Raw genomic sequence first — 22,740 nt, forward strand, 5'->3', positions numbered from 1 at the left:
TCCTTTTACTTGTGCAATTCGCGCACAAGAAAAAGGACAAAAAGAGCTCTCTTTATTCTTCGACACCTGCCGATTTCAGATCAAACCCGCATTTCGGACAGACCAGATGATTGTATACGCGCGTGCCGCAGCGGCAGACTTTGCCGATTTCACGGGCCGGATTTCCGACTACCAGCGTGTACGGTTTGACATCACTGGTGACGACCGATCCGGCACCCACCATGCAATATTCACCTAATGTGTGCCGGCAGACGATCGTCGCATTGGCTCCGATCGAGGCTCCTTTTTTCACCAGCGTTTCGGATACTTCCCAGTCCTGATTGAATGCCCGCGGGTAATAGTCGTTGGTAAAGGCGACATTCGGGCCGATGAATACATCGTCCTCGATTGTGACGCCATTGAAAACCGAAACGCCGTTCTGAATTTTCACGCGGTTTCCGATTTTCACGGCATGATCGATATACACATCTTTGCTGATAATACAATTTTCACCGATTTCCGCATCTTCACGGATTTGCGCGTTGATCCACACTTTGGTTTGTTTGCCAATTTTTGCTTTTTCCGATACGTGCGCGCTGGGATCTATGTATGGCTGATCAGACATTTTGTTTCTCCCTGTGTTTTCACCCAATTGTTTCTCTTAATTTCAATTTCCGTTTTGAATAACAGCGATTCGAAATTTGGCAAAAATCATTTGAGAAATAAGAGAAAAATGGTTATTGTTTCGTTTTTGCGTTCCGAGTAGAAACGAAACAACTACCAATAATCCTTCATATCATTCGAATCGCTGTTTGAATGATCAATGCTTTGACTGAAATCACGGATCAGCGAAATTGATTGACCGCTTCCACGATGGCATCTTTGTCCGCCTGCGATAAAGCGGGATGCACGGGCAGCGAAACGACCTGTTGTTTGACATCATCGGCTGCCTGCCAGCGGGCGGGGAAACCGCGATCCGCATAGCACTTCTGTTCCGGGATTGTCAGCGGATAAAAGACGCCGTATCCGATGTTGCGCGTTTCCAGATGGCGCACAAAATCGTCCCGGCGGCCATCGGCAACTTTCAGCGTATATTGATGGAAAATGTGTTTTGCCCCATCCTGCACAAAAGGCGGGGTAATCAGCGGATTGCGCATGTTTTGGCTGAAATAAGCTGCAGTTTGGATTCGCATCTGATTGAAAGCATCCAGTTTTTTTAATTGGCAGCGGCCGATTGCTGCGGCAATATTCGTCATGCGATAGTTATAGCCGATCTGATCATGATAATAGCGCACTTCCATGCCATGATTGATCAGCAGCCGGCATTGTTTTTCCAGTTCCGGATCGGAAGTGACAACCGCGCCGCCTTCTCCCGTGGTCATATTCTTGGTGGGATAAAAGCTAAAGCAGCCCAAACTGCCGAATGTGCCGACCGCCTTGCCCTTCCACTGCGCACCGTGCGATTGAGCGCAATCCTCAATCAGGATCAGGTGGTATTTCTCCACCAGCGGCATGATCTCATCCATATTGCAAGCCTGACCGAAGAGGTGCACGATCTGCAGCGCTTTAATGCCAGGATTCTCCTGCAGCGCTTTCTCCACAGCTTCAGCTGACAGGTTGAAGGTACGCGGATCGATATCCGCGAAGACCGCATCCGCGCCGGTATACAGAATGGAATTGGTCGAGGCGATAAAGGAAAACGGGGTGGTCAGGACTTTGTCCCCGGGTCCGATACCGAGCGCGCGCAGCCCGACTTCCAGCGCGGTTGTGCCGGAAGTAGTCGCAATGCAGGCTTTTGCGCCAATATATTCGGCAAACTCATTTTCAAACGCATGTACCACACTGCCGGAAGCAATCATTCCGGAATCCAGAACATCCATCACCGCTTTTTTTTCTTCATCCCCAATTAAAGGTTTTCCGATCGGAATCATATCCTTACACTTTCCTGAAAAAAATTTTTCCCCTCTTAAACCGTTCAGGGCTCGTTGGAATCAATAGTATTGCAGCGTCATCCGTGCTGCTGGAAAAATTATATCAAAAAATGGACAGCAGCGATTCGAAATATAAAAAACGATTTTGGATAACCCATCCGCAGTATGTAGGCTAAAGACATAATTTCGAAAAAGAGATATAGAAAAATGAGCTGATCGATCAGTTTATAGAAGTACAACAATTAACTGACAAGTAATCTGGTTTGAATCAGGTGTAATGTCTATAAAACTAACTCTTTTGACAAAAAGTTGTACTTATAAATTTCCAGAATAGACACATCATTCACTCTTATTTCAAAAACGGGATCAAGTTTGGACAAACACTCCAAAGCAATTGGATCATAAAAACTAGGTCGCGTAATAAACATAATATAGACTGATTTACCTTTGTTTATTGAACCAGCTATTTGAGGGGCATCAATGACTTCAATATCATCCCTAAGCCATATGGAGTCAACCAGTTTTACAATGTGATCACCAACGGCAACATAAAGCTTTGAATCACGATCAGCATTCTTAGATAACCATTTAAGCCCTTTGCGATATGAGCTTCCCCAATAATCTGTGGCTTCATCTGCGCCAAATTTTTCTTTTCCACCTGCCAAACCGCCGCAGATTTTGTTGAAGTAGATATATTGATAGGATCCAAATTCTTTTATGATGAATGCTGTATTAATGGTTGTGAGTAGAAACAGGCTAATTCCTGAAGCAATGACTGTTTTTTTATTTTGTTTGCCAATAAGATTAATGATTGATGCGGCCCCCATTCCTGCAAGCAATGCGGCCGCTGGAACAAATTCAAGAAAATGACGAATCCCATCAAAATTGACAGAAGAAAAAATTGAGTTCCGAATAATTGGAACTAAGAACCAAATTAACGCTAATCTATAAGCAATTTCCTTCTTCTTCCTTATTTGGATGATGGAAAAATATAAACCAATCACCAAACATAAAAGCATAATCTCAGGAATAACAGCGATGGTTATGGAAAGTGGCTGCCAATTCCAGATAATTGAGGCTGAAGTTGTTCCACGAGAGAAGATATATGAGAAATAGTTTTTTACATTTGAAGGGTTTGAATATAAATATGGCCAGGAAAGAAAATAGGTGATCAATCCACTTGCCAGCATTAATATGTATTGAAAATATCGGGTTTTTATGTGATTCCACATTGCTTTAGGAGCAATTGGCCAAAATCCTAAGATGAATGTTACTGGAAGGAATAATGCGTTTGCTTTTACCCCCAGAGCAACGCCGCCAGCCAGGCCAACCAAAACAGCTCGTTTCCAAGACGGATTTTCATACCAAACCCAGAACGCAAGCAGAGCAAATCCAAAAAACACCATTTCTGGAATGTCTTTTACATTGAAATGCATATCTCCCCACAAACGAGGAAAAGTACCCATAAAGAGGATGGAAAATAAACCTACCCATTTTCCGAGACGTTTTGAGATAAAAAAATAGAATACAACTAGGAAAGAACTAACAAGCAAAATCGGGAACAGATGGAATGCGTCGATGGGATCCAGCCATTTCAACTTGTAACTAAAAACATACATGGTGGCGGCAGAAGCCGTATCAGCCAATGCTGGGAATTGATGAGGGATGCCACGACAAGGCGATTTAAATAAGTCAAGTTGGTGGTTTTTATGCATCGATAAATACTCATCAAAGCGTAAATAATTTGGGTCAAAACTTGAAAAATAATGCAGGTATCTTTCACCAAAAAAGAGATTTCCCAAGCTTTCATCCCAGGTTGCGCCATATTGTGTAAGAGTTGAAATTCCGCTCAAACAGAACACTAGAATGAATAAAATAGCAATGAAGTCAACAAGGAATTTTGTTGATAAGATTCTGTTTCTAAATTGTGCCATTTTGCCTCCACCAAAAAAACTTTAGTGTTGTGTTTTTTTAAACCTAAGTTTCACGTCTGATGATTTTTGCCAACATATTCACCCCAGAAGGGTGATAGGTATGGCTGATCACACATAAGTTTAGCATCACATCCTCCATTGTCCAGCGATTTTTGTGATCCAATTCATAACACAATAGGACATTTCTAAAATGCCTTGACATCGAAATATAAAAAAGAATTGTTGTTGTGGTGTTTTTTGCATAAAAAAGACAGGTTTCTCCAGAAAAAGGAGAAACCTGTCATGAATTGTGAAAGCATCAAGCCGGTTGAGATTATGGCATCTGATAAGGTTCTGCGTGATCGAGCGTCGCCATGACCACATAGCGGTTGTCATACTCGTCGGTAATCAGATTGTAACTGTCACAGGTGACCAGCGTCAGCGATTTCTCGCCGTTCGGCTGGAACAGTTGATACACGTCATGCGGTTTGGTATAGAACGAGTTGTTCACCTTATAGACGTATTTCATGCCGTCTGTGGCGTAGATATAAATCTCATCCTCCAGGTGCAAGCCGGTCAGGTTGACAAAGACACCCTGCGAATAATAGTGGCCGGTCAGTACGGAATTGCCGGCGTACGGGATATACGCGCCGCCCTCCAGCTCGCCGACATAGCCGCCGACCATCGTCAGATCCCATCCGTTGTCAAACGAACCGCCGATATACGATACATGCACGATCGGGATCGGCGTTTCTATGCCCAGTCCGATGGCCGGAATCTGTAGCGAATTGCCGGTGAAGATAATATCCGATTTGGATGCACCGGCCAGCGGCTGCGGTGAGCGCAGCGAATAGCCGGTGTCCGGAATTTTCTCCTGCTTGCATTCTTTGATGGACATCTGCATGATCAGCGTCATGTCATTGCCCGTCTCTTCGCGGTAATAGCTGATCAGGTAAGGTTTGTCATCCAGGATGGAGGGTTTGCCGTTCATTGTGAATTTACCGCCGGTGACGATGGCGCGGGTGTACGGGGGCAAAACGACCTGCTGCGCACCGCACGAACCGCCGTCCGCGGAATAGCCTTCCGCCAGCACCTGCCACTCGCAATACAGTTCGTTCATCTCCAGCGCAGTCGGCATAAACGATTCCGCAGCGCTGAGCGTGAAGGTCATCTTTTTATTCGAGTAATTCGAGATAAATGAGTAAGATTCGTTAACCGCCTTAAACTCGACCTGTTCCGAGTCCCAGTCTTCGTTACAGCCATCCCAGGCGGCTTCAAAGCGGCCGTCGTTGCCGGGGGTGTAGCAGGAGAGGTCCGAATCCTTTTGAGGAATGGTGATATACAGTTTCAGTTGTTTCGTATTTTCTAGTGTAGTGTTTGTGGTAATATCTGTTGCAAAAGCACTGATCAGATACGTTCCCGGTCCATCCGCTACAAAATTAATCGCTGTCATTTCAAAAATGTTAGTTGCGGTTTGAAAAAGGCGCATTGGAATACGCGAAAGCGTAGAACGTGATACTTCATTAGCTCCCCACGTTGTCCCTGTGTAATATCCGTCGTTGACGACAACGGAGCTGACATAAGAGCCCGTACCGGATTGGTGTTCACAGGTGGCATCCATACATTTTAATGTTCCAAAATAATAATTGGTTGTATTTTCGGGATAGGATTCTCCAGGTAAAACTGGAATATCTATCGTATCTGCGCACCATCCCCCCACTCCTCCTCCGAAATTACATGGATCTAATTGAATTCCCACACCTGGAGTAGGACCAGTCGTATCGATAAATGAGATGTTGAATAATTGCTTGGATGATTTGCATGGATCGTAGGCGGATGAAGCAACGCGATGATTTTCATTGCCTGTTCCTGTACAGTAATTCGAAAACTGCACGCTCATGTTACGCTGAAAATGGAACATCGAATTTTCGTAGCCTAAGGTAGGATCCACATTGCGATAATAAAAATCGATGGTAAAGTTCGTCTGTGTAGGAAGAAGCGCTGGAATGGTATTGTTGATTGTGATTGCTCCGCCTACCAGTTTTATAGGTAATTTTGTTATATCCCATAAATCGTTAATACCAGTAGTACAAGTACCCAATGCTGTTGGTACTGTCATGTCAGCACATTTATTTAATGTAGCAATTGTACTGGAATCAGTATTTTGAATATATGAATACTCCAAGTAATAAGGGGTGTTATCATTAGCGAGAAACTTCAGTACTATGTCATAATCGTAACTATTTGTTTCAGGAGAGGCCACAATTTTAAATCTCTCAGGTGTAATCGTTTCTCCTAAGGGGAAACTGACGATCCGAAATGGATTGGTTGAACTTTCATTAAACAAAATTTCTTGTTCTTCAGAATAAGTAGGATCAGGTATGTCGTTATCATCACAATCATCATTTGCATTATAGATAAATGCAGTAGCAGGAGCTACAGGTGAGAAAGTTCCAGTTCCCTGATTCTGCGCACAGGCTGTCGATGCCGCGTCAATTTTGGCAACGCCTGTAAGCAGCACATCGGCAGGGGTTACAGCGGATTCACTTATCTTGATTGTATACTCCCCATACACAACGACCTCATTCGGTACTGTACCGGTGATATTGGGAACGAAGGTCACATGGATGGCGCTGATTGTACCGCCTACAGGGAAACTATTGCAGCTAAAATCATTATTCGCAGGCGTTATTGTTAACTGCTGGCATTGGTATTCCGTGCTGTCCGATGCGGCATACAAGGCGACTTCTTTCACAACATCTGTGCCAATATGATAACCAGTGCTGCCGACCAATCCATTGGGATCAGTGATTTCTACGATGATGTTGCTGCGGAATTTTTCCGTTGTCGGATCGGTGATCGAGACGGGCGCGCGGAATTCAATACCATCATTCTTAACGTCTTTACAGTCATCATTGGTCAGCGTAAATGTGGCAACCGCGCTGACCTGCATTGTGGCAGCCCCGGCAAATACCAGCGTCAGGAACACGGCTGTGATCAGCCAGAGCATCATTTTTTTTGTATTCATAAGAGTTCTCCTTACAGGTTTCTCCAATTGGTTTTTCAAGAATCATAATCTCCGGCGAGCCGGTGAGTTCTATTTCCAGTTTCCAACAAAATTAATCCTACCATAAAACCGGCAATCCGTAAAAAAAGGGCGGAAAAGCGCTGCTTCATGCGAGGGCAGCCGGAAGATTCCCGTTCTCGTCCCGGTCAGAAGGATATTTTGATAACGTTCCAGCCTGGCAAATGGTTCCAGTTATTCGAATGACAAGCGAGAAAAGATTGCTTCGCCCTTACAGAATGATCGGAAAGACAGATTGTCATGGGAGCTACTAGACGCTCTATTTGTCATTGCGAACTTGTGAGTCCTATAGGGGCGAGCCCCACAGGGGTGTAATTTGTCATTGCGAGCCCTGCAAGGGCGAAGCAATCTCCCTGCCACACAAAAGAATGATTGCCATGCGAATAAAGATTGCCACGTCGGGCTGACGCCCTCCTCGCAATGACAGATTGCCAAGCGAGCCCCGTATGGACGACGTTTGTCATTTCGAACTTGTGAGTCCTGTAGGGACGAGCCCTGCAAGGGCGAAGCAATCTCCTGACTTGTGAGGAAAGATTGCTTTGTCGGGCTGACGCCCTCCTCGCAATGACAGATTGTCGGACTGACGCCCTCCACACAATGACAGATTGGTGTGCGTCCCGCACGGTGTCGGCGTTTGACATTGCGACCGTAGCGATATTTGTCATTGCGAGCCCTGCAAGGGCAAAGCAATCTCCTTATAAATGAGGAAAAGATTGCCATGCGAAAAAAGATTGCTTCGTCGGGCTGACGCCCTCCACACAATGACAGATCGGTATGTGTCCCGCACAGTGTCGGCGTTTGTCATTGCGACCGTAGCGATATTTGTCATTGCGAGCCCCACAGAGGCGTGGCAATCTCCCCGCCACACAAAAGAATGATTGCCATGCGAATAAAGATTGCTTCGTCGGGCTAATTCCCTCCTCGCAATGACAGATTGCAAAGCGAGCCCCGTATGGACGACGTTTGTCATTGCGAACTTGTGAGTCCTGTAGGGACGAGCCCTGCAAGGGCGAAGCAATCTCCTGACTTGTGAGAAAAGATTTCTTCGTCGGGCTAATTCCCTTCTCGTAATGACAGATTGCAAAGCGAGCCCCGTATGGACGACGTTTGTCATTGCGAACTTGTGAGTCCTGTAGGGACGAGCCCTGCAAGGGCGAAGCAATCTCCCCGCCACACAAAAGAATGATTGCCATGCGAATAAAGATTGCTTCGTCGGGTTTATACCCTCCTCGCAATGACAGATCGGTATGTTTCCCGTACAGTGTCGGCGTTTGTCATTGCGACAGTAGCGATATTTGTCATTGCGAGCCCTGCAAGGGCGTGGCAATCTCCCTGCCACACAAAAGAATGATTGCCATGCGAATAAAGATTGCTTCGTCGGGTTTATACCCTCCTCGCAATGACAGATTACCAAGCGAGCCCCGTATGGACGACGTTTGTCATTGCGAACTTGTGAGTCCTGTAGGGACGAGCCCTGTAAGGGAGAAGCAATCTCCTCACATGTGAGAAAAGATTGCTTCGTCGGGCTTATTCCCTTCTCGTAATGACAGATCAATCCCTGAATTATTCATCATATAAATCTTTCCACTCCGGATTGATGCTATTAATCAAATCGATTTTCTTCTTACGCGATCCCGCTTTAATTTGTTTCTCACGAGAAATCGCTGCGTAAACATCACTACTGGTCTCAAAATATACCAGTTTCGTCAAATGGTACTTGGATGTAAAGTAGCTCCCTTTTCCTGATTTGTGTTCTATTACTCTACGCTGTATGTTGTTCGTTACACCTATGTAAAGGACGGTGTTGTGGGAATTGGTCATGATGTACACGTAGTATTCCTTCTCTTTCATACAATCTCTCCTATCTGTTGTTGCAAATCCCCACAAGGGCGCTGTTTGTCATTGGGAGCCCTGCAAGGGCGAAGCAATCTCCTGATAAATGAGGAAAAGATTGCCACGCGAGGAAAGATTGCTTTGTCGGGCTGACGCCCTCCTCGCAATGACAGATTGTCGGACTGACGCCCTCCACACAATGACAGATTGGTGTGCGTCCCGCACGGTGTCGGCGTTTGACATTGCGACCGTAGCGATATTTGTCATTGCGAGCCCTGCAAGGACAAAGCAATCTCCTTATAAATGAGGAAAAGATTGCCATGCGAAAAAAGATTGCTTCGTCGGGCTGACGCCCTCCACACAATGACAGATCGGTATGTGTCCCGCACAGTGTCGGCGTTTGTCATTGCGACCGTAGCGATATTTGTCATTGCGAGCCCCACAGAGGCGTGGCAATCTCCCCGCCACACAAAAGAATGATTGCCATGCGAATAAAGATTGCTTCGTCGGGCTAATTCCCTCCTCGCAATGACAGATTGTCTGACTGACCCTCCACATAATGACAGATCGGTATGTGTCCCGCACAGTGTCGGCGTTTGTCATTGCGACCGTAGCGATATTTGTCATTGCGAGCCCTGCAAGGGCGAAGCAATCTCCTGATAAATGAGGAAAAGATTGCCATGCGAATAAAGATTGCCACGTCGGGCTGGCGCCCTCCTCGCAATGACAGATTGTCGGACTGACGCCCTCCACACAATGACAGATTGGTGTGCGTCCCGCACGGTGTCGGCGTTTGCCATTGCGACCTTAGCGATATTTGTCATTGCGAGCCCTGCAAGGGCGAAGCAATCTCCTGATAAATGAGGAAAAGATTGCCACGCGAGGAAAGATTGCTTTGTCGGGCTGGCGCCCTCCTCGCAATGACAGATTGTCGGACTGACGCCCTCCACACAATGACAGATTGGTGTGCGTCCCGCACGGTGTCGGCGTTTGCCATTGCGACCTTAGCGATATTTGTCATTGCGAACCCTGCAAGGGCGAAGCAATCTCCTTATAAATGAGGAAAAGATTGCCATGCGAAAAAAGATTGCTTCGTCGGGCTGACGCCCTCCTCGCAATGACAGATCGCCGTGCCAATCCTTGTAAGGGCGAAGCAATTCCATGGTACATAAGAAAAGATTGCTTCTCCCCTTCAGAATGATCGTAATGACAGATTATCAGGCTAATGTCCTTCTCGCAAGGAAACCGTACTAACAACAATTTTCCACCCTTTATGAATCGCTGCATTCTGTCAGCAATTCGAAATATGAGAATTTGAAGAGGCGAATAAATGTTGACTAAAAACATTAATGACTTTTAACTTAATTAATGATGATCAAGATATTACATAAGAGGTGTATAGGATGAATATAATGGAGGAATGGAAAAGCGCCTGATCAAAGTCTCAGAAATGATCCATATTTTGTATAACCAGTTTGCAAAAGTAAGGGATGTGCGAACTGGGAAAAACACACAATATGAAATGAGTGATGCGATCATGGGGGCATTTGCCATATTTCATATGCAAAGTCCATCCTTTTTGAATGGGCAGAAACAATTACAGGAAAAATTGGAACAAAACAATGCGGAAACGTTGTATGAAATCCGTCAGATACCAACGGACACACACATCCGCAACCTGTTGGATCCGCTCGATCCAAAAGAAAACATGGGATGCTTCAAAGAAATCATAGACCGGCTGGCAACAAATGGCTATTTGGATGAAATGCGGGGATATGATGAGAAGCTGCTGATAGCAGTGGATGGAAGCCAATATCATGAATCGCATAAAATAAGCTGTGCAAAATGCAATACGCGGGTCAAAGATGACAAGATTGATTATTATCATGTAATTCTGGCACCGGCAATAGTCCAAGCGAATCAGAAGGAAATACTTCCAATCGAACCAGAGTTTTTGGAACCGCAAGATGGACATGACAAACAGGACAGTGAATTAGCCGCTTTTTACAGATGGTTGACAAGCTATGGGAAAAGATACGCGCGATATGGAGCAATTCTTCTGGGAGATGATCTGTATTGTAACGAACCGGCCTGCAGGAAGATGCTGAAAGCGGGATTTCACTTCATCCTGACGTGCAAACCGACCTCGCATGAATTTATGGCAGGGACAAGACAGTTTCTGGAAAACATACCCAATCAGGAGTTGGTGCGCAGCGTCAGTAAACGTATTTGGACCGGAAGACGAGGTGTCATCCATCAATTCCGCTATATCAATGATTTACCGCTCAAAATGGATAAAAATCCACTGACAGTCAACTGGTGCGAATACACAGAAACCGATGAAAAAAGCGGAGAATGTCTGTATCGGAATGAGTTTGCAACCGACTATCGAATCACAGATAAAAACGTCGAGAATATTGCTTTGTCCGGAAGAAACCGATGGGACATTGAAAACTCCGGTTTCAATGTATTGAAGAAACGGGGATTTCATTTTGAACATAATTTTGGACATGGGGAACAAAATTTGTCTACAGTTTTGGCAACGTTGAATTTGCTTTCGTTCCTGGTACACAACACCTGCAAACTGACCGATGTTGTCTATGCATATATTCGGAACAAATCGGATACAAATTCGCAATATTTCGAAAGAGTACGCGTTCTGACGGAAGTCTTTGTTTTTGAAGATTGGGACAAATTGTTTGAATTGCTAAAATATCGACTTGAGCATGGTCGTATATCGATTTCTGAATTTTTAAATTAACCTATTTGGGGAGTAATGCGCCTATTTTTAAAACATTACTCTTTTTGCATACCTGTTATCTGAATATCCCTCATAATTTCCTTCTTTTTGCCTCCAGAATTCGCTATTGATTGGCCTGATTTCAATATTCTTCTGCCCTCTGTTTTCATTTTTCGAATTACTGGCATTCTGTCAGTTTGTTTTACGGTAAAATAAAGGCTTAATATGGTTAATTTTTTCAGATACCGAAGGTTCTTATGATGAATACTGCAAAGAATTATCATCGGATCGTCCTGTTTTTTGTGACGCTGAGTGTATTGCTGGCAGTGTGTGTTGTCCCCACAGCAGCAGAAAGATCGCTCTTCCAGAAAAACGACGGAGTGGTCGATCTGTATTTTTTTCATGGCGACGGCTGCCCGCATTGTGCGGAGGAAGAAGTATTTCTGGATGAAATGAAACAGACGTATGGCGAAAAGCTCGCCATTCATATGTATGAAGTCTGGAAACATCCCGAGAACATTCCTGTCATTGAAAAATTCGCACAAGCCTTCCTGTTTGAACCCAGCGGCGTGCCGGTGACCTTTATCGGGCGGCAGTACTGGGTCGGCTACAGCCCGGAAAAACGGGATGCCATGAAGGCGGCAATTGAAGACGGCATAGCGCACGGCATGGTGGATGCGCAGGACATCGCGGATGGCAAAGTCAGCCTGGAGGTGCCGCAGACAGATCAGATCACAACAATTCAGGTCCCGCTGATCGGAACGGTCGATTTGGCAAGCCGCTCGCTTTTTGTCAGTACCGTGCTGATCGGTCTGGTGGATGGCATCAATCCGTGTTCCTTATGGGTACTGACGATGCTCCTCGCCATGCTGGTGCACCTGAATTCTCGGAAAAAGACGATCCTGATCGGTCTTATTTTTCTGACCGTCACGGCAGGCATCTATGCTTTGTTCATCACCGGTGTTTTCACGCTGCTGACCTATGTCAGTTTCCTGAAATGGATCCAGATTGTTGTGGCGGTCATCACGCTGATTTTGGGGCTGATCAACCTGAAGGATTACTTTTTCTATAAAGAAGGCATTTCACTGACGATCCAGGATTCGCAGAAACCCGGCATCTACCAGAAAATGCGCAAAGTCATGAGCTCCAGCGAAAATCTGTGGGCGATGATCGGTGCGACTGTGGTGCTGGCCGCCGGCGTATCCCTGGTGGAATTCTCTTGCACGGCTGCTTTCCCGGTCGTCTGGGGTAACCTGCTGGTGGCGCATGGCGCGTCCCGGATGGAATTTGCCGTACTGTTGCTGTTATATATGCTGCTGTATCAATTGGATGAGATGATCATTTTCCTGGCGGCTGTCATCACGATGAAAACCAGCCGCATCGAAGAAAAACACGGACGGATACTCAAGCTGTTCAGCGGCTGTCTGATGATCACGCTTTCGACGGTCATGATCCTCAGCCCGGAATGGATGCAGAATCTCGGAAATACGTTGCTGGTGTTTGGTTTTGCAGTGGCAATCACGCTGCTGATTTTTCTGCTCACGAAAAATATCCTGCCGGGAATGGATGACAAAACGCATAAGCGTTCCACTAAAGGCAATTCGTCCAAAAAGACGCGAAAGTAGTAATTCGAAATTCGGAAAAGCCCTTTGAGAAAAGAGAGAGATCTGGTCGTTGTGTTGTTTTTCCATATTTGGAATTGATGACGCGAAAAAAGAAAAATGAAAAGCCCCGCAATTCTTTGCGGGGCTTATTTTTTTTGTTGTTTTGAGGCGACGATCGGATTTGAACCGATGGTGAGGGTTTTGCAGACCCTTGCCTTATCCACTTGGCCACGTCGCCATGATCCATATTCCGGCGTTTTAAAAAAAGAGCGGGCAACGAGACTCGAACTCGTGACCTTCTCCTTGGCAAGGAGGTGTTCTACCAACTGAACTATGCCCGCGTGCTCTCTTTGATATTTTTTGTTTTCTTGCCGTCCAACGCAGATTATTATAATCGGTTACGAAAATCCGTCAAGGGATGTGAATGACAGCGATTCGAAATATAGGATGTGAGTCCTGTAGGGACGAATCCTGCAAGGGCGTGGCAATCTCCCTGCTGCATTAAGGAAAGGTTGTCACGCGAAAAAAGATTGCTTTGTCGGGCTGGCGCCCTCCTCGCAATGACAGATTATGATGAATTCAGACAGGAACCAGATTATTTATTTGATTTTTACGGGAATACCGGCTGCCATCCAGTATACACTTCCAGCGTATGCAGCCATATACTGATTGGCTCTGCCCAGGACATCCCGATACAGGCGCCCCAGCGGATAAGCCGGAACGACGCCCATGCCGGTCTCGTTGGACACGAAAATCCATGACAAATTCGCATGGTTTTGAACCACGTCCAGCAGCGCATCTATCTCTGCCTGGACCGCAGCCCAGGCTGTCGATTCATCGCAATCCTCCGGCAGGCTCAGGATGATGTTGGATGTCCACACCGACAGGCAATCCAGCAGGCAGACTTTAAATTCCGCCTCGTTCAGACGGAGCTGCAGCGCGGAGGCAATCTGCCGCGGCGCTTCAAGCGTCTGCCAGTTGGCGGGACGTCTTTCCCGATGGTGTTCGATTCGGCGGCGCATTTCCTCATCGAGAATTTCCGCTGTGGCAATATACAGCACCGGATTCCCGACAGCGGAAGCCAGCTTTTCGGCATAGGCGCTCTTGCCGCTGCGTGCGCCGCCTAAAATGAACGTCAGATTTTTCATGGCATTGATCATAATTGATCCAGTACCTCCATCGAGCTAAAAAAATCATCCTGCGAAAATACTTCCAGCGTAACTACACCGCTGTAACTCTTTTCGATCAATTTCCCGATGACCGTTTTTACATTATCAATCGGCATATGCCGCAGTGACTGATGATCGCGCGTGTCAATTCCGTGCAAGTGGATAACGCGGGTTCGATCCAACCAGGTATCGAGATACGGGGGAACATCGATCCCCTGCAGCCATAAATGGCCGATATCGATACATTCACTGGCAGGAACCTGCGCCAGAACGCGGTGGTTGAGCGCCGGCGGGTAGCTTTCCAGATTTTCAACTGCCAACAGCGCGGGATTCTGAAGTTCGGGCAGCAGCGACTGCAGCGATTGAACGCATCGTTCCACCCATATGGAAGCCTCTGTTTCGGAAGGATCTTTCACGATGGAATGGCTGTCGAGATGCGCGATGTAGGCATGCGGTCGGAGGCAATGCAGGGCATCGATCACCTGTCGGGCTTTTGCCAGTGATCGGCTTATCTGGCTTTCATCCGCGGAAAACTGCAGATCCAGCGGCAGGTGAATCGTATAGGTCAAGTTCGCTGTGGCAGCCATCTGCTGCAATTCTGCAACCTGTTCGCGGGATGGAATATTACAGAATTGATCCACATCGAAAAGGACCAGCTCAATATCGTCCACTTTGTCTGCCAGGAAGCGCACATTCGGAAGGATGTCATCCGGAATGATGTATGAAGTGGTTCCGATGCGGAAAGGGAAGCGTTGCAAGCGTTCGCGACTGTTCATGGCAGTAGGTTCCCCGCCAGAAAACTGGCAGCCAGAAGCACGACCATTTCGGTCAATTCGACACTCATACCCAGCACATCCCCATTGATGCCATGAATTTTTGCCAGGGCAAGCCGGCTGACTGCGAAAACGGTCAGACTGGCTGTCAGGATCAGAACCAATCCAGCCCATCCGAGGCTGACTGCAAGAAGCAGCGGCGCTGCCGCACCTGCCCAAAGCGCATACGGGGGCACATTTTTCTTCAGGGATGCAGCCATCCCATTGGGATTAGCCAAAGGGAGACGGATGATCGCCAGGATACTCAGCCTGCCCAGTGAGGCAATCAGCGGAAAAAGCAGGAAATCGTTTTCTCCGGATAGGTCTGCAATGCAGGTGATTTTACAGCAGATCAACAGTACAAGACCCAGGACGGCAAAGGTTCCGTGGCAGGGATCCTTCATGATCTGCAGTCTTTTTTCCGCTGTGACAGACGCGAAAAAGCCATCACAGCAGTCGCTGAATCCGTCCAGGTGCAGTCCGCCGGTAAGGACTGCCCAAAAAATCGTTGTCAGAACCGCAGCTGTGCTGTTCGGGAAGAATTGTCGTGTGAGCCAGAAAAAACTTGCTGCCGCCAGTCCAAGAATGGCTCCGGCAAGCGGGTACCAAACAGACGATCTGCCGAATTCTTCTTCCGACCAGTTCGCAGCAGGAACTGGGAGGATCGTCAGAAATTCCAAAGCGGTGAATAGTTGTTTGAAGATCATTTGGATGCGTATACCTGTTTTCAATGTTTTTGATCATCTCTATTGTATCGGATTGTTTCCGGCGATTCAAAAATCGGGAAGGATTGAATATTGTTGTGTATTTTTTTGCACTTAGCATAAAACTATAAGACCAACTTTTTTTAAATTTTCGAATTACTGGCAAAATATGGAAGTCATGATAAAAATAATCCAGAAACGATTCGAATTATGTGAGGGATTATTTGTTGTTGTGTTGTTTTTGTTCGGAGCCGGTAATTTGAAATAAAGACTTGCTATTCGGATAACGAGGAAAAACTTGTTATTGTGAAGTGTTTGCGCTTCGCGCAAACACTTCACAATAACAAAAAATTCTCCTTATAGTTCGATTTGCTGGCTTAAAGCGCAAAGCAACACAATAACAAGTTTTCTCTTTTTTCTCAAAAGGCTTTTCCAAATTTCGAATTGCTGATCATCCAGAAAAATACGATTTAAAGTGAGTCATAATGAATTATCCAACTATTCCTCCCATCGATTTTGAAGCAAGCGCTGCAGCCCGGAAGCGGCAGAACAGTCTGACAAAACCGCTCGGGAGTGCGGGTTATCTTGAGGATCTGTCCGTGCAAATTGCCGGCATGACAGGAAGTGCAATACCGGATTGCTCCAGAAAAACTGTCATTTTAATGGCAGCTGACCATGGAATCGCCAAAGAGGGTGTCAGCCCGTATCCACCGGAAGTGACTCCCCAGATGGTGCTGAATTTTCTGCATGGCGGAGCGGCGATCAATGTTCTGACCAGGCAGGTAAACAGCGCTGTGAAAATTGTTGATATCGGTGTGGCTTTCGATTTCGGCGAGATCCCTGGTATCTGCCACCGCAAAGTCGCCCGTGGCACTGCCAATATGCTGACAGGTCCGGCAATGACCCGTGAACAAGCGGAATCCGCAATCCGAGTCGGAATGGAAACAGCTGATGAATCCATTGACAATGGTGTGCAGATGATTGCCACTGGTGAGATGGGGATTGGAAATACGACCCCTTCCGCTGCGATTACCGCGGTGCTGTGTGGCAGAGCACCTGCCGAAGTGACCGGACGCGGCACTGGTATCGACGATGCCGGGCTGCAACGGAAGATCCGTATTATTGAACGCTGTATTGCTGTCAACCAGCCGGATCCCGGGGATGCGATGGATGTTCTGTGCAAAATCGGTGGATTGGAAATTGCCGGCATGGCTGGTGTTGTCATCGCTGCCGCTGCACGGCGCGTGCCGGTGGTTCTGGATGGATTGATCTCGACGGTCGCAGCAGCGATCGCTGTGGAACTGGTCCCTGAAACGAAGCATTACCTGATTGCCGGTCACCTATCCGAAGAAATCGGCCACCGTATTCTGCTCGAAAAACTGGGATTAAGGCCTTTAATTCAGTTGAACATGCGCATCGGCGAGGGTACCGGCGCGGTACTGGCATTTTCTATAGTTGATGCTTCTTTGAATCTGCTGCGGAATATGGCGACGTTTGAACAGGCAGGGGTCAGCGACAAAGTATAATTTCAGATTATTGTATTATGTTTATGCAAAGCACAAACATAATACAATAAAAACATCTCCTCTTTTATTTCGAAGGACAGATTCTTATTGCAGATCATTCAAGATGGCGCGGATCAACTGACTGGTAAAAGGTGTCGACATGACCAGTTTGTGCGGGTTCAGTCCCTGATTGGAGAGAAAGGCAACGACCAGTTCACGTTGCGGATCCACTAACAAACCGCATTCAGAAGCGCCGGTAAGACCGAAGACCTCCGAGCTGAGCGCCTTATAGGCTGCTGCCTGATCATCAGACCACAATTGGAATCCTAACCCGTATTGCAGACGCCCGTCTCGGCTGATTGCCTGGGAGTGGGTCATCGCAAATAAAGAATCCGCTTTCAGAAAATCGGATCCGCCCAAAAATGCCTGACCAAAAGCTGCCAGGTCGGATGCTGTGCTGAAAAGTCCGGCATGGCCGGCAATGCCATTGAAAAAGGCGCTGTTCCTGTCATTGACTTCACCGCGCAGCCATTTGTTGCGCCAGAGAAGATCTTTCGTAGGCGCAATGCCTTCAACCGGCTGCGGCAGCGGTGCGCTGCTGGAGGATTCCAGCGGACGAAAACCTGTCTCCAACAGATGTAACGGATTGAGGATCAGATCCTCTATGACAGTTGACAAATTGGTATCGCACAGATTTTCAATTGCCCATCCGAGCAATAAATAACCGATATCCGAATCAACCACATCAGAATCCGGCTCATAAACGAACGGCGTGCGCATCACTGCTTCTCTGGCTTGCTGTGGATTTTCAAGCAGAAAGAGTTCCATATTGGAAGGCAGTCCGGCGCTGTGTCTCAGAAGCTGGCGGAAAGTAATTTTGGATGCGTCGACAGTCTGATAGTGTGGATTTGCATGTTCTGGATATGTTCCGATTGATTTTTCAGAACCGGTGGGCAGGATGGGACGTATACCTGAAAATTCAGGACAGAGAGCGCACAGCGGATCATCCAGATGAATTGCCTCCCGATCAACAAGCCGCATCCAGGCCGTAGCAGTAAAAACTTTTGTGATCGCTGAAAGGTCAAACAAAGTCAGATTGCTGGCAGGGATAATCTGATCCTGCTGATCGATTTTGCCAAATGATTCCGAGAGGATGACTTCTCCATACTGCATCAGACAGATTTGTGCAGCCGGCAGCATTTGACTCTCCGCAGCCTGGGTCAATAAGGTTTTTGTAGCTTGAAAGCGATCAATATCCGGCATAAATCCATTCACAGTTGAGAAGCTTATTTTTCGGACTTTCGTTTAATGCTTATTATGTTTTCCAAACGAAAAATGGGCATTCTCGTCCGGTTTGCATTTTGAAAGGCTGTTCCGAAATAAAAAGCAAGTACAAATTTCCAGATTTAAGTTAAAAATCAATCCTCGTTCATCCATCGGATCGAACTGGATGCGATAATTTCTTTATTCTGAAGCTTAAAATCGTTAATTGAAAGTTAGCATCTGTATAAAAGATTATCGAAAATATCAGAATTTGTCAATTGGTCATAAATCAATTTTCCATATGACATTTATTCCGAATTAAACAGGATCTTTGGAATGTATACCAGTCAACAATTCGAAATATGAATTAACTTTTCGAATTATTCAAGAAAATTTGTTGTTCTCAAATTAGTGTCCTGAAATTTCCAGATTTGAGCGTAAAAAGGGACGATTTTCCAAAAAGTGAGAAACGTAGCTATCCTCCTCACAATGACAATTTACCATACGAGCCTTCACAGTGGTGAGAATTCTGTCATTGCGAGCCCCGAAGAGGGGCGTGGCAATCTCCCTGCCTCATTATGTAAAGAGTGCCACACGAAAAGAGATTGCTTTGTCGGGCTGGCGCCCTCCTCGCAATGACAAATTGCCATGTGTGTCTTTCTGAGTATCTCGTATTAGTGCCTTGAAATCTCCAAATTTGAGCGTAAAAAGGGATTTTTTTCAAAAAGTGAGAAAATCAGGTTCTAATGGTTTTGCGCTTCGCACAAAGCCATTAGAACATCAAATTTTGTTCATATCTCGAATTTCTGTGTCAGAAACCTGCTTTCCTATATGGCATTATAATTTAATCAAGATTTTGGATTGATTTTTGTCAAAAAATCAGCAATTCTAAATATGGAAAGGAATAATTGTTGATGTGTTGTTTTTGCACGAAGCGCAAAAACAACACATCAACACGATCTCCCTTTTTTCTCAAGAGGCTTTTCCAAATTTCGAAATATTTTCAGAAAATGAAAGGATAACGCATCACAGCAATTGATAAAGGCACAAGTGAATTACTGAACAGCTATAGCAATTGCTGAAAATTGGTTTATAAACGTAAAAAGTATATGGAGCCTGGCAGTAGTACCCCATTGGTTTTGAATACGATCCACCTTAGCATTCTGATCGTATTATTGTTTTTTAATATCCTGCTTTCATTGGTATTTTCCGCCTATAAAGCATCCAGAGACCTGGATATCTTTATCTCGATGGATGAGAAGAAAGCCCGGAAAACATTAGCTTTCCGGTTGCTGGAAATCCCGGAATTGATCGAAGTTCTCAGAATTTCCTCCCGCATCAGCAGTCTTTCGCTGTCTGTCCTGACGGCTGTTTTTCTCGTGCAGGCCTATGGTTGGAGCTTGTCTGCATGGATCTGGCTCCTGATTGCCATCCTGTTTGCATTGGTGATTCAGCTTATGGAGGCTGCCGCAGCCGGGCTTGTCTCCCGTCATCCGGCAGGCTGGGCGATCCGAATGGCAGGGTTTTGCCGGATGATCTATCATATCCATCATCCGCTATATATGCTTTACAAAATATTTTCACCCGCACGGAAAAATTATTCGCAGCAAATCAATGAAGTGGAAACGCATCTGCGGGACTGGGTTGAAAATGTCCCCGAAAATGCAGTTTTGAAAAAAGAAGAACGGAAAATGATGCGCTCGATTCTCCATTTCAGTGATACGCTGATTCGGGAAATTATGATCCCACGGGTGGACATGACTGCCATTGATGTCGATTCCAGTTTGGATGAGGCTGCAAGGATTGTGTTGGATTCGGGTCATTCCCGCTTGCCGGTCTATGAGGATGAGATTGATAATATCATCGGAGTGTTGTATGCGAAGGATCTGCTAAAAATTTATTTAGAGCAGGGTGATGACAAATCGACCGGATTGCGCTCATTTTTACGCCCTCCGTTGTTTGTTCCGGAAGCGAAGAAGGCGGGAGAATTGCTGAATGAAATGCAAATTTCAGGGACGCATATGGTGGTTGTGGTGGATGAATATGGCGGGACAGCCGGTATTGTCTCGATGGAAGATATCGTGGAAGAAATTGTCGGGGAAATCCGTGATGAATACGACGAAAGCGAGGAACAGCTTTGCAACGAAGTCGGACCCGATCAGTATTCATTTTTAGGCAGAATTGATCTGGATGATGTCAATGAGTATCTGGGCACACATCTGACGAAAGAGACAGCGGATACATTGGCTGGCTATCTGTATTCGAAAATTGGCAAAGTGCCAGCCGGTGATGAGAGCTTTCCAGTGGAAGGTTGGCTGTTTCGCATTGAAGAACTTTCCGGGAATCGGATCCGCCGCGTGTTTGTTGAAAGAGCAGTCGATAATGATTTGGAGGAAGAAGAGGAATATGGAACTGACTAAAGAAGAAGAGCAGAAATTAATTCAGGAAGCAATGCAGATCCGGAAGAACGCTTATGCGCCCTATTCGAACTATCAGGTGGGCGCAGCGCTGATGACAGAGGACGGAAAAATCTTTACTGGTGTCAATGTTGAGAATTCTTCTTATCCGATCTCCATGTGTGCAGAACGAAGCGCAATTTTTACCGCAGTCGGTGCTGGCGAAAAACGGTTTAAAGCGATTGCCATTGCGACCATCAATGGAGGCCCTCCCTGCGGTGGATGCCGTCAGGTCATGTCAGAATTTTCCCCTGATATGATCGTGATTACAGTAGATGAAACGGGTAAAATCTGTATGCGTGGACCGGTTCATGAGATTTTGCCGGGAGCGTTCGGTCCCAAAAACCTGGAATAATCATTCAACGTGGAACGATCGATCCGAGTGCAGGCACTCGTGCTGCATCATACAAATTATGGCGAAGCAGACCGTTTTCTGCGATTATTAACCGCAGAACGCGGAAAAATATCTGCACTGGCACGCGGTGTGCGGCGCATGAATTCGCGTAAAGCCGGTCATCTGGAACCGTTCACTCTGATCTCTGCACAACTTTCCAAAGGTCACGGGACCGAATGGATTGTGGATCAGGTTTCAACGTTGGAGGCTTTTCCATCAATGACGGAAGTTTTGGACCGGACGATTCAGGGGTCTTATGTGACGGAATTGGCAGATCGGTTCACTGTCGAAGAAATCGAAAACCGGCAGCTTTTCCGTCTGACACTCGAGACAATACGGCGTATTGCAAGCATGGATGATCCATTTATTGCAATACGTTTTTTTGATTTACGGCTTTTGGATCTGGCTGGATATCGGCCACAGCTCCAGCAATGCGTGATTTGCGGAAAACCAGTAGAACCGGTCAACCAATACTTTTCAGCTGTTTTGGGTGGGATTGTATGTCCATCCTGCAGCAGCAGTCAGCTTTACATTCGGCCGATCACTGTTCGTACCTTGAAATTTCTGCGTTATTATCAGAACCATAATTTTCAGGATGCTGCTGCTGCCGGATGGCCGCAGGATATTCGATCGGAAGGAGAAGAAATTCTGACGCAGTATATCGCGTTTATGCTGGAGCGGAAAATTAACAGCCAGGAGTTTCTGTCTCACTTGCGTGATGAAAAAATTTGAATCTACTTGCCCCTGTTTTCTCAAAAGGGTTTTCCAAAATTCGAGTTATTGGGATGAAACATGTCATTGCGAGCCCTGCAAGGGCGTGGCAATCTCCTAAACAATGTGCAAAGTGAGCCACACGAAACAAGATTGCTTCGTCGGGCTGACGCCCTCCTCGCAATGACATATCAGTAATAAGTGGTGATATATACGAAATGAATTGATAAGCAGTCAAATGGAAGGGATGAAACCTGTCATTGTGAGTCTCATATGGACTTATTTGTCATTGCGAGCCCTGCAAGGGCGTGGCAATCTCCTAAACAATGTGCAAAGTGTGCCACACAAAACAAGATTGCTTTGTCGGGCTGACGCCCTCCTCGCAATGACAAATCAGTAATAAATGGTGATATATACGAAATGAATTGATAAGCAGTCAAATGGAAGTGATGAAACCTGTCATTGTGAGTCCCGTATGGACTTATTTGTCATTGCGAGCCCTGCAAGGGCGTGGCAATCTCCTAAACAATGTGCAAAGTGTGCCACACAAAACAAGATTGCTTTGTCGGGCTGACGCCCTCCTCGCAATGACATATCAATTTATGAATCATTCATCAAATCTTTGGCGCAAAGCGCAAAAA

General features: G+C 46.2%; 15 protein-coding genes and 2 tRNA genes. 6 read left to right on the forward strand and 11 right to left on the reverse strand.

Annotated features, from left to right (window positions below; all coding sequences use genetic code 11):
* Window positions 1-52: 52 nt before the first annotated feature.
* The 5 genes from ATC1_RS01685 to ATC1_RS01710 all read right to left on the reverse strand — a co-directional run bounded on the left by ATC1_RS01685 (window position 53) and on the right by ATC1_RS01710 (window position 8,759).
* Window positions 53-604: an acyltransferase gene (locus ATC1_RS01685; RefSeq protein WP_062277631.1), complete on the reverse strand. Its 552-nt coding sequence runs from the start codon at window positions 602-604 to the stop codon at window positions 53-55.
* Window positions 605-824: 220 nt separating this feature from the next.
* Entirely contained in the window at window positions 825-1,910 is a 1,086-nt protein-coding gene (locus tag ATC1_RS01690; RefSeq protein WP_062277634.1) for a DegT/DnrJ/EryC1/StrS family aminotransferase, read from the reverse strand.
* A gap of 281 nt (window positions 1,911-2,191) precedes the next feature.
* Window positions 2,192-3,844: an ArnT family glycosyltransferase gene (locus ATC1_RS01695; protein WP_062277637.1), complete on the reverse strand. Its 1,653-nt coding sequence runs from the start codon at window positions 3,842-3,844 to the stop codon at window positions 2,192-2,194.
* 313 nt (window positions 3,845-4,157) lie between these two features.
* Window positions 4,158-6,851, reverse strand: a complete 2,694-nt coding sequence (locus tag ATC1_RS01700; protein WP_062277639.1) for a sortase — start codon at window positions 6,849-6,851, stop codon at window positions 4,158-4,160.
* Window positions 6,852-8,471: 1,620 nt separating this feature from the next.
* Entirely contained in the window at window positions 8,472-8,759 is a 288-nt protein-coding gene (locus ATC1_RS01710) for a GIY-YIG nuclease family protein (protein WP_062277645.1), read from the reverse strand.
* A gap of 1,402 nt (window positions 8,760-10,161) precedes the next feature.
* On the opposite strand from ATC1_RS01710, the gene ATC1_RS01725 reads away from it, so the two are divergent.
* Both ATC1_RS01725 and ATC1_RS01735 read left to right on the forward strand, forming a co-directional pair.
* Window positions 10,162-11,502 (forward strand): hypothetical protein, encoded by a 1,341-nt coding sequence (locus tag ATC1_RS01725; RefSeq protein WP_062277654.1) that lies wholly within the window; start codon window positions 10,162-10,164, stop codon window positions 11,500-11,502.
* A gap of 236 nt (window positions 11,503-11,738) precedes the next feature.
* Window positions 11,739-13,106, forward strand: coding sequence for a thioredoxin domain-containing protein (locus tag ATC1_RS01735; protein ID WP_062277659.1), 1,368 nt, complete (start codon window positions 11,739-11,741; stop codon window positions 13,104-13,106).
* A 145-nt stretch (window positions 13,107-13,251) separates the two neighbouring features.
* Here the strand turns inward: ATC1_RS01735 and ATC1_RS01740 are convergent.
* From ATC1_RS01740 to cobS, 5 genes are all read right to left on the reverse strand, one after another.
* Window positions 13,252-13,323 (reverse strand) — tRNA-Cys (locus ATC1_RS01740).
* A gap of 30 nt (window positions 13,324-13,353) precedes the next feature.
* Window positions 13,354-13,426: transfer RNA gene (locus ATC1_RS01745), tRNA-Gly, on the reverse strand.
* Window positions 13,427-13,684: 258 nt separating this feature from the next.
* The gene (cobU, locus tag ATC1_RS01750) at window positions 13,685-14,245 is read right to left on the reverse strand and encodes a bifunctional adenosylcobinamide kinase/adenosylcobinamide-phosphate guanylyltransferase (RefSeq protein ID WP_201777222.1); all 561 of its coding nucleotides are present in this window, start codon (window positions 14,243-14,245) and stop codon (window positions 13,685-13,687) included.
* Window positions 14,242-15,030, reverse strand: coding sequence for a cobamide remodeling phosphodiesterase CbiR (cbiR, locus tag ATC1_RS01755; RefSeq protein WP_062277662.1), 789 nt, complete (start codon window positions 15,028-15,030; stop codon window positions 14,242-14,244). Before cbiR ends, cobU begins: the two co-directional genes overlap by 4 nt.
* A complete protein-coding gene (gene cobS, locus ATC1_RS01760) occupies window positions 15,027-15,773 on the reverse strand; it encodes an adenosylcobinamide-GDP ribazoletransferase (RefSeq protein WP_152024196.1) in 747 nt (248 codons plus the stop codon). The genes cbiR and cobS overlap by 4 nt, the downstream gene beginning before the upstream one ends.
* Window positions 15,774-16,255: 482 nt before the next feature.
* On the opposite strand from cobS, the gene cobT reads away from it, so the two are divergent.
* Window positions 16,256-17,296 carry a nicotinate-nucleotide--dimethylbenzimidazole phosphoribosyltransferase gene (gene cobT / locus ATC1_RS01765; protein WP_062277668.1) on the forward strand — a complete coding sequence of 347 codons (1,041 nt, stop codon included), beginning with the start codon at window positions 16,256-16,258 and terminating at the stop codon, window positions 17,294-17,296.
* An 84-nt stretch (window positions 17,297-17,380) separates the two neighbouring features.
* Here cobT and ATC1_RS01770 read toward each other — a convergent pair whose 3' ends face one another.
* Window positions 17,381-18,538: a serine hydrolase domain-containing protein gene (locus tag ATC1_RS01770; protein ID WP_062277671.1), complete on the reverse strand. Its 1,158-nt coding sequence runs from the start codon at window positions 18,536-18,538 to the stop codon at window positions 17,381-17,383.
* A 1,085-nt stretch (window positions 18,539-19,623) separates the two neighbouring features.
* On the opposite strand from ATC1_RS01770, the gene ATC1_RS01775 reads away from it, so the two are divergent.
* The 3 genes from ATC1_RS01775 to recO are packed head-to-tail and all read left to right on the forward strand — an operon-like array spanning window position 19,624 to window position 22,120.
* Window positions 19,624-20,958 (forward strand): hemolysin family protein, encoded by a 1,335-nt coding sequence (locus tag ATC1_RS01775; RefSeq protein WP_152024197.1) that lies wholly within the window; start codon window positions 19,624-19,626, stop codon window positions 20,956-20,958.
* On the forward strand, window positions 20,945-21,349 hold the full coding sequence (gene cdd / locus ATC1_RS01780) for a cytidine deaminase (RefSeq protein ID WP_062277677.1): 405 nt from the start codon (window positions 20,945-20,947) through the stop codon (window positions 21,347-21,349). Before ATC1_RS01775 ends, cdd begins: the two co-directional genes overlap by 14 nt.
* A 9-nt stretch (window positions 21,350-21,358) precedes the next feature.
* Complete coding sequence (gene recO, locus ATC1_RS01785; protein ID WP_062277679.1) at window positions 21,359-22,120, forward strand: DNA repair protein RecO; 762 nt, start codon at window positions 21,359-21,361, stop codon at window positions 22,118-22,120.
* Window positions 22,121-22,740 lie beyond the last annotated feature (620 nt).

The sequence above is a fragment of the Flexilinea flocculi genome, from assembly GCF_001192795.1.
Lineage (GTDB): Bacteria > Chloroflexota > Anaerolineae > Anaerolineales > Anaerolineaceae > Flexilinea > Flexilinea flocculi.

Bases quoted from the DNA above. Each gene is read 5' to 3' on its own strand.
- cobS (WP_152024196.1), bottom strand. From the start codon at position 15,773: ATGATCTTCAAACAACTATTCACCGCTTTGGAATTTCTGACGATCCTC.
- ATC1_RS01700 (WP_062277639.1), bottom strand. From the start codon at position 6,851: ATGAATACAAAAAAAATGATGCTCTGGCTGATCACAGCCGTGTTCCTG.
- cobT (WP_062277668.1), top strand. From the start codon at position 16,256: ATGAATTATCCAACTATTCCTCCCATCGATTTTGAAGCAAGCGCTGCA.
- ATC1_RS01710 (WP_062277645.1), bottom strand. From the start codon at position 8,759: ATGAAAGAGAAGGAATACTACGTGTACATCATGACCAATTCCCACAAC.
- ATC1_RS01725 (WP_062277654.1), top strand. From the start codon at position 10,162: ATGGAAAAGCGCCTGATCAAAGTCTCAGAAATGATCCATATTTTGTAT.
- ATC1_RS01735 (WP_062277659.1), top strand. From the start codon at position 11,739: ATGATGAATACTGCAAAGAATTATCATCGGATCGTCCTGTTTTTTGTG.
- ATC1_RS01685 (WP_062277631.1), bottom strand. From the start codon at position 604: ATGTCTGATCAGCCATACATAGATCCCAGCGCGCACGTATCGGAAAAA.
- ATC1_RS01770 (WP_062277671.1), bottom strand. From the start codon at position 18,538: ATGCCGGATATTGATCGCTTTCAAGCTACAAAAACCTTATTGACCCAG.
- cdd (WP_062277677.1), top strand. From the start codon at position 20,945: ATGGAACTGACTAAAGAAGAAGAGCAGAAATTAATTCAGGAAGCAATG.
- ATC1_RS01695 (WP_062277637.1), bottom strand. From the start codon at position 3,844: ATGGCACAATTTAGAAACAGAATCTTATCAACAAAATTCCTTGTTGAC.
- cobU (WP_201777222.1), bottom strand. From the start codon at position 14,245: ATGATCAATGCCATGAAAAATCTGACGTTCATTTTAGGCGGCGCACGC.
- ATC1_RS01690 (WP_062277634.1), bottom strand. From the start codon at position 1,910: ATGATTCCGATCGGAAAACCTTTAATTGGGGATGAAGAAAAAAAAGCG.
- cbiR (WP_062277662.1), bottom strand. From the start codon at position 15,030: ATGAACAGTCGCGAACGCTTGCAACGCTTCCCTTTCCGCATCGGAACC.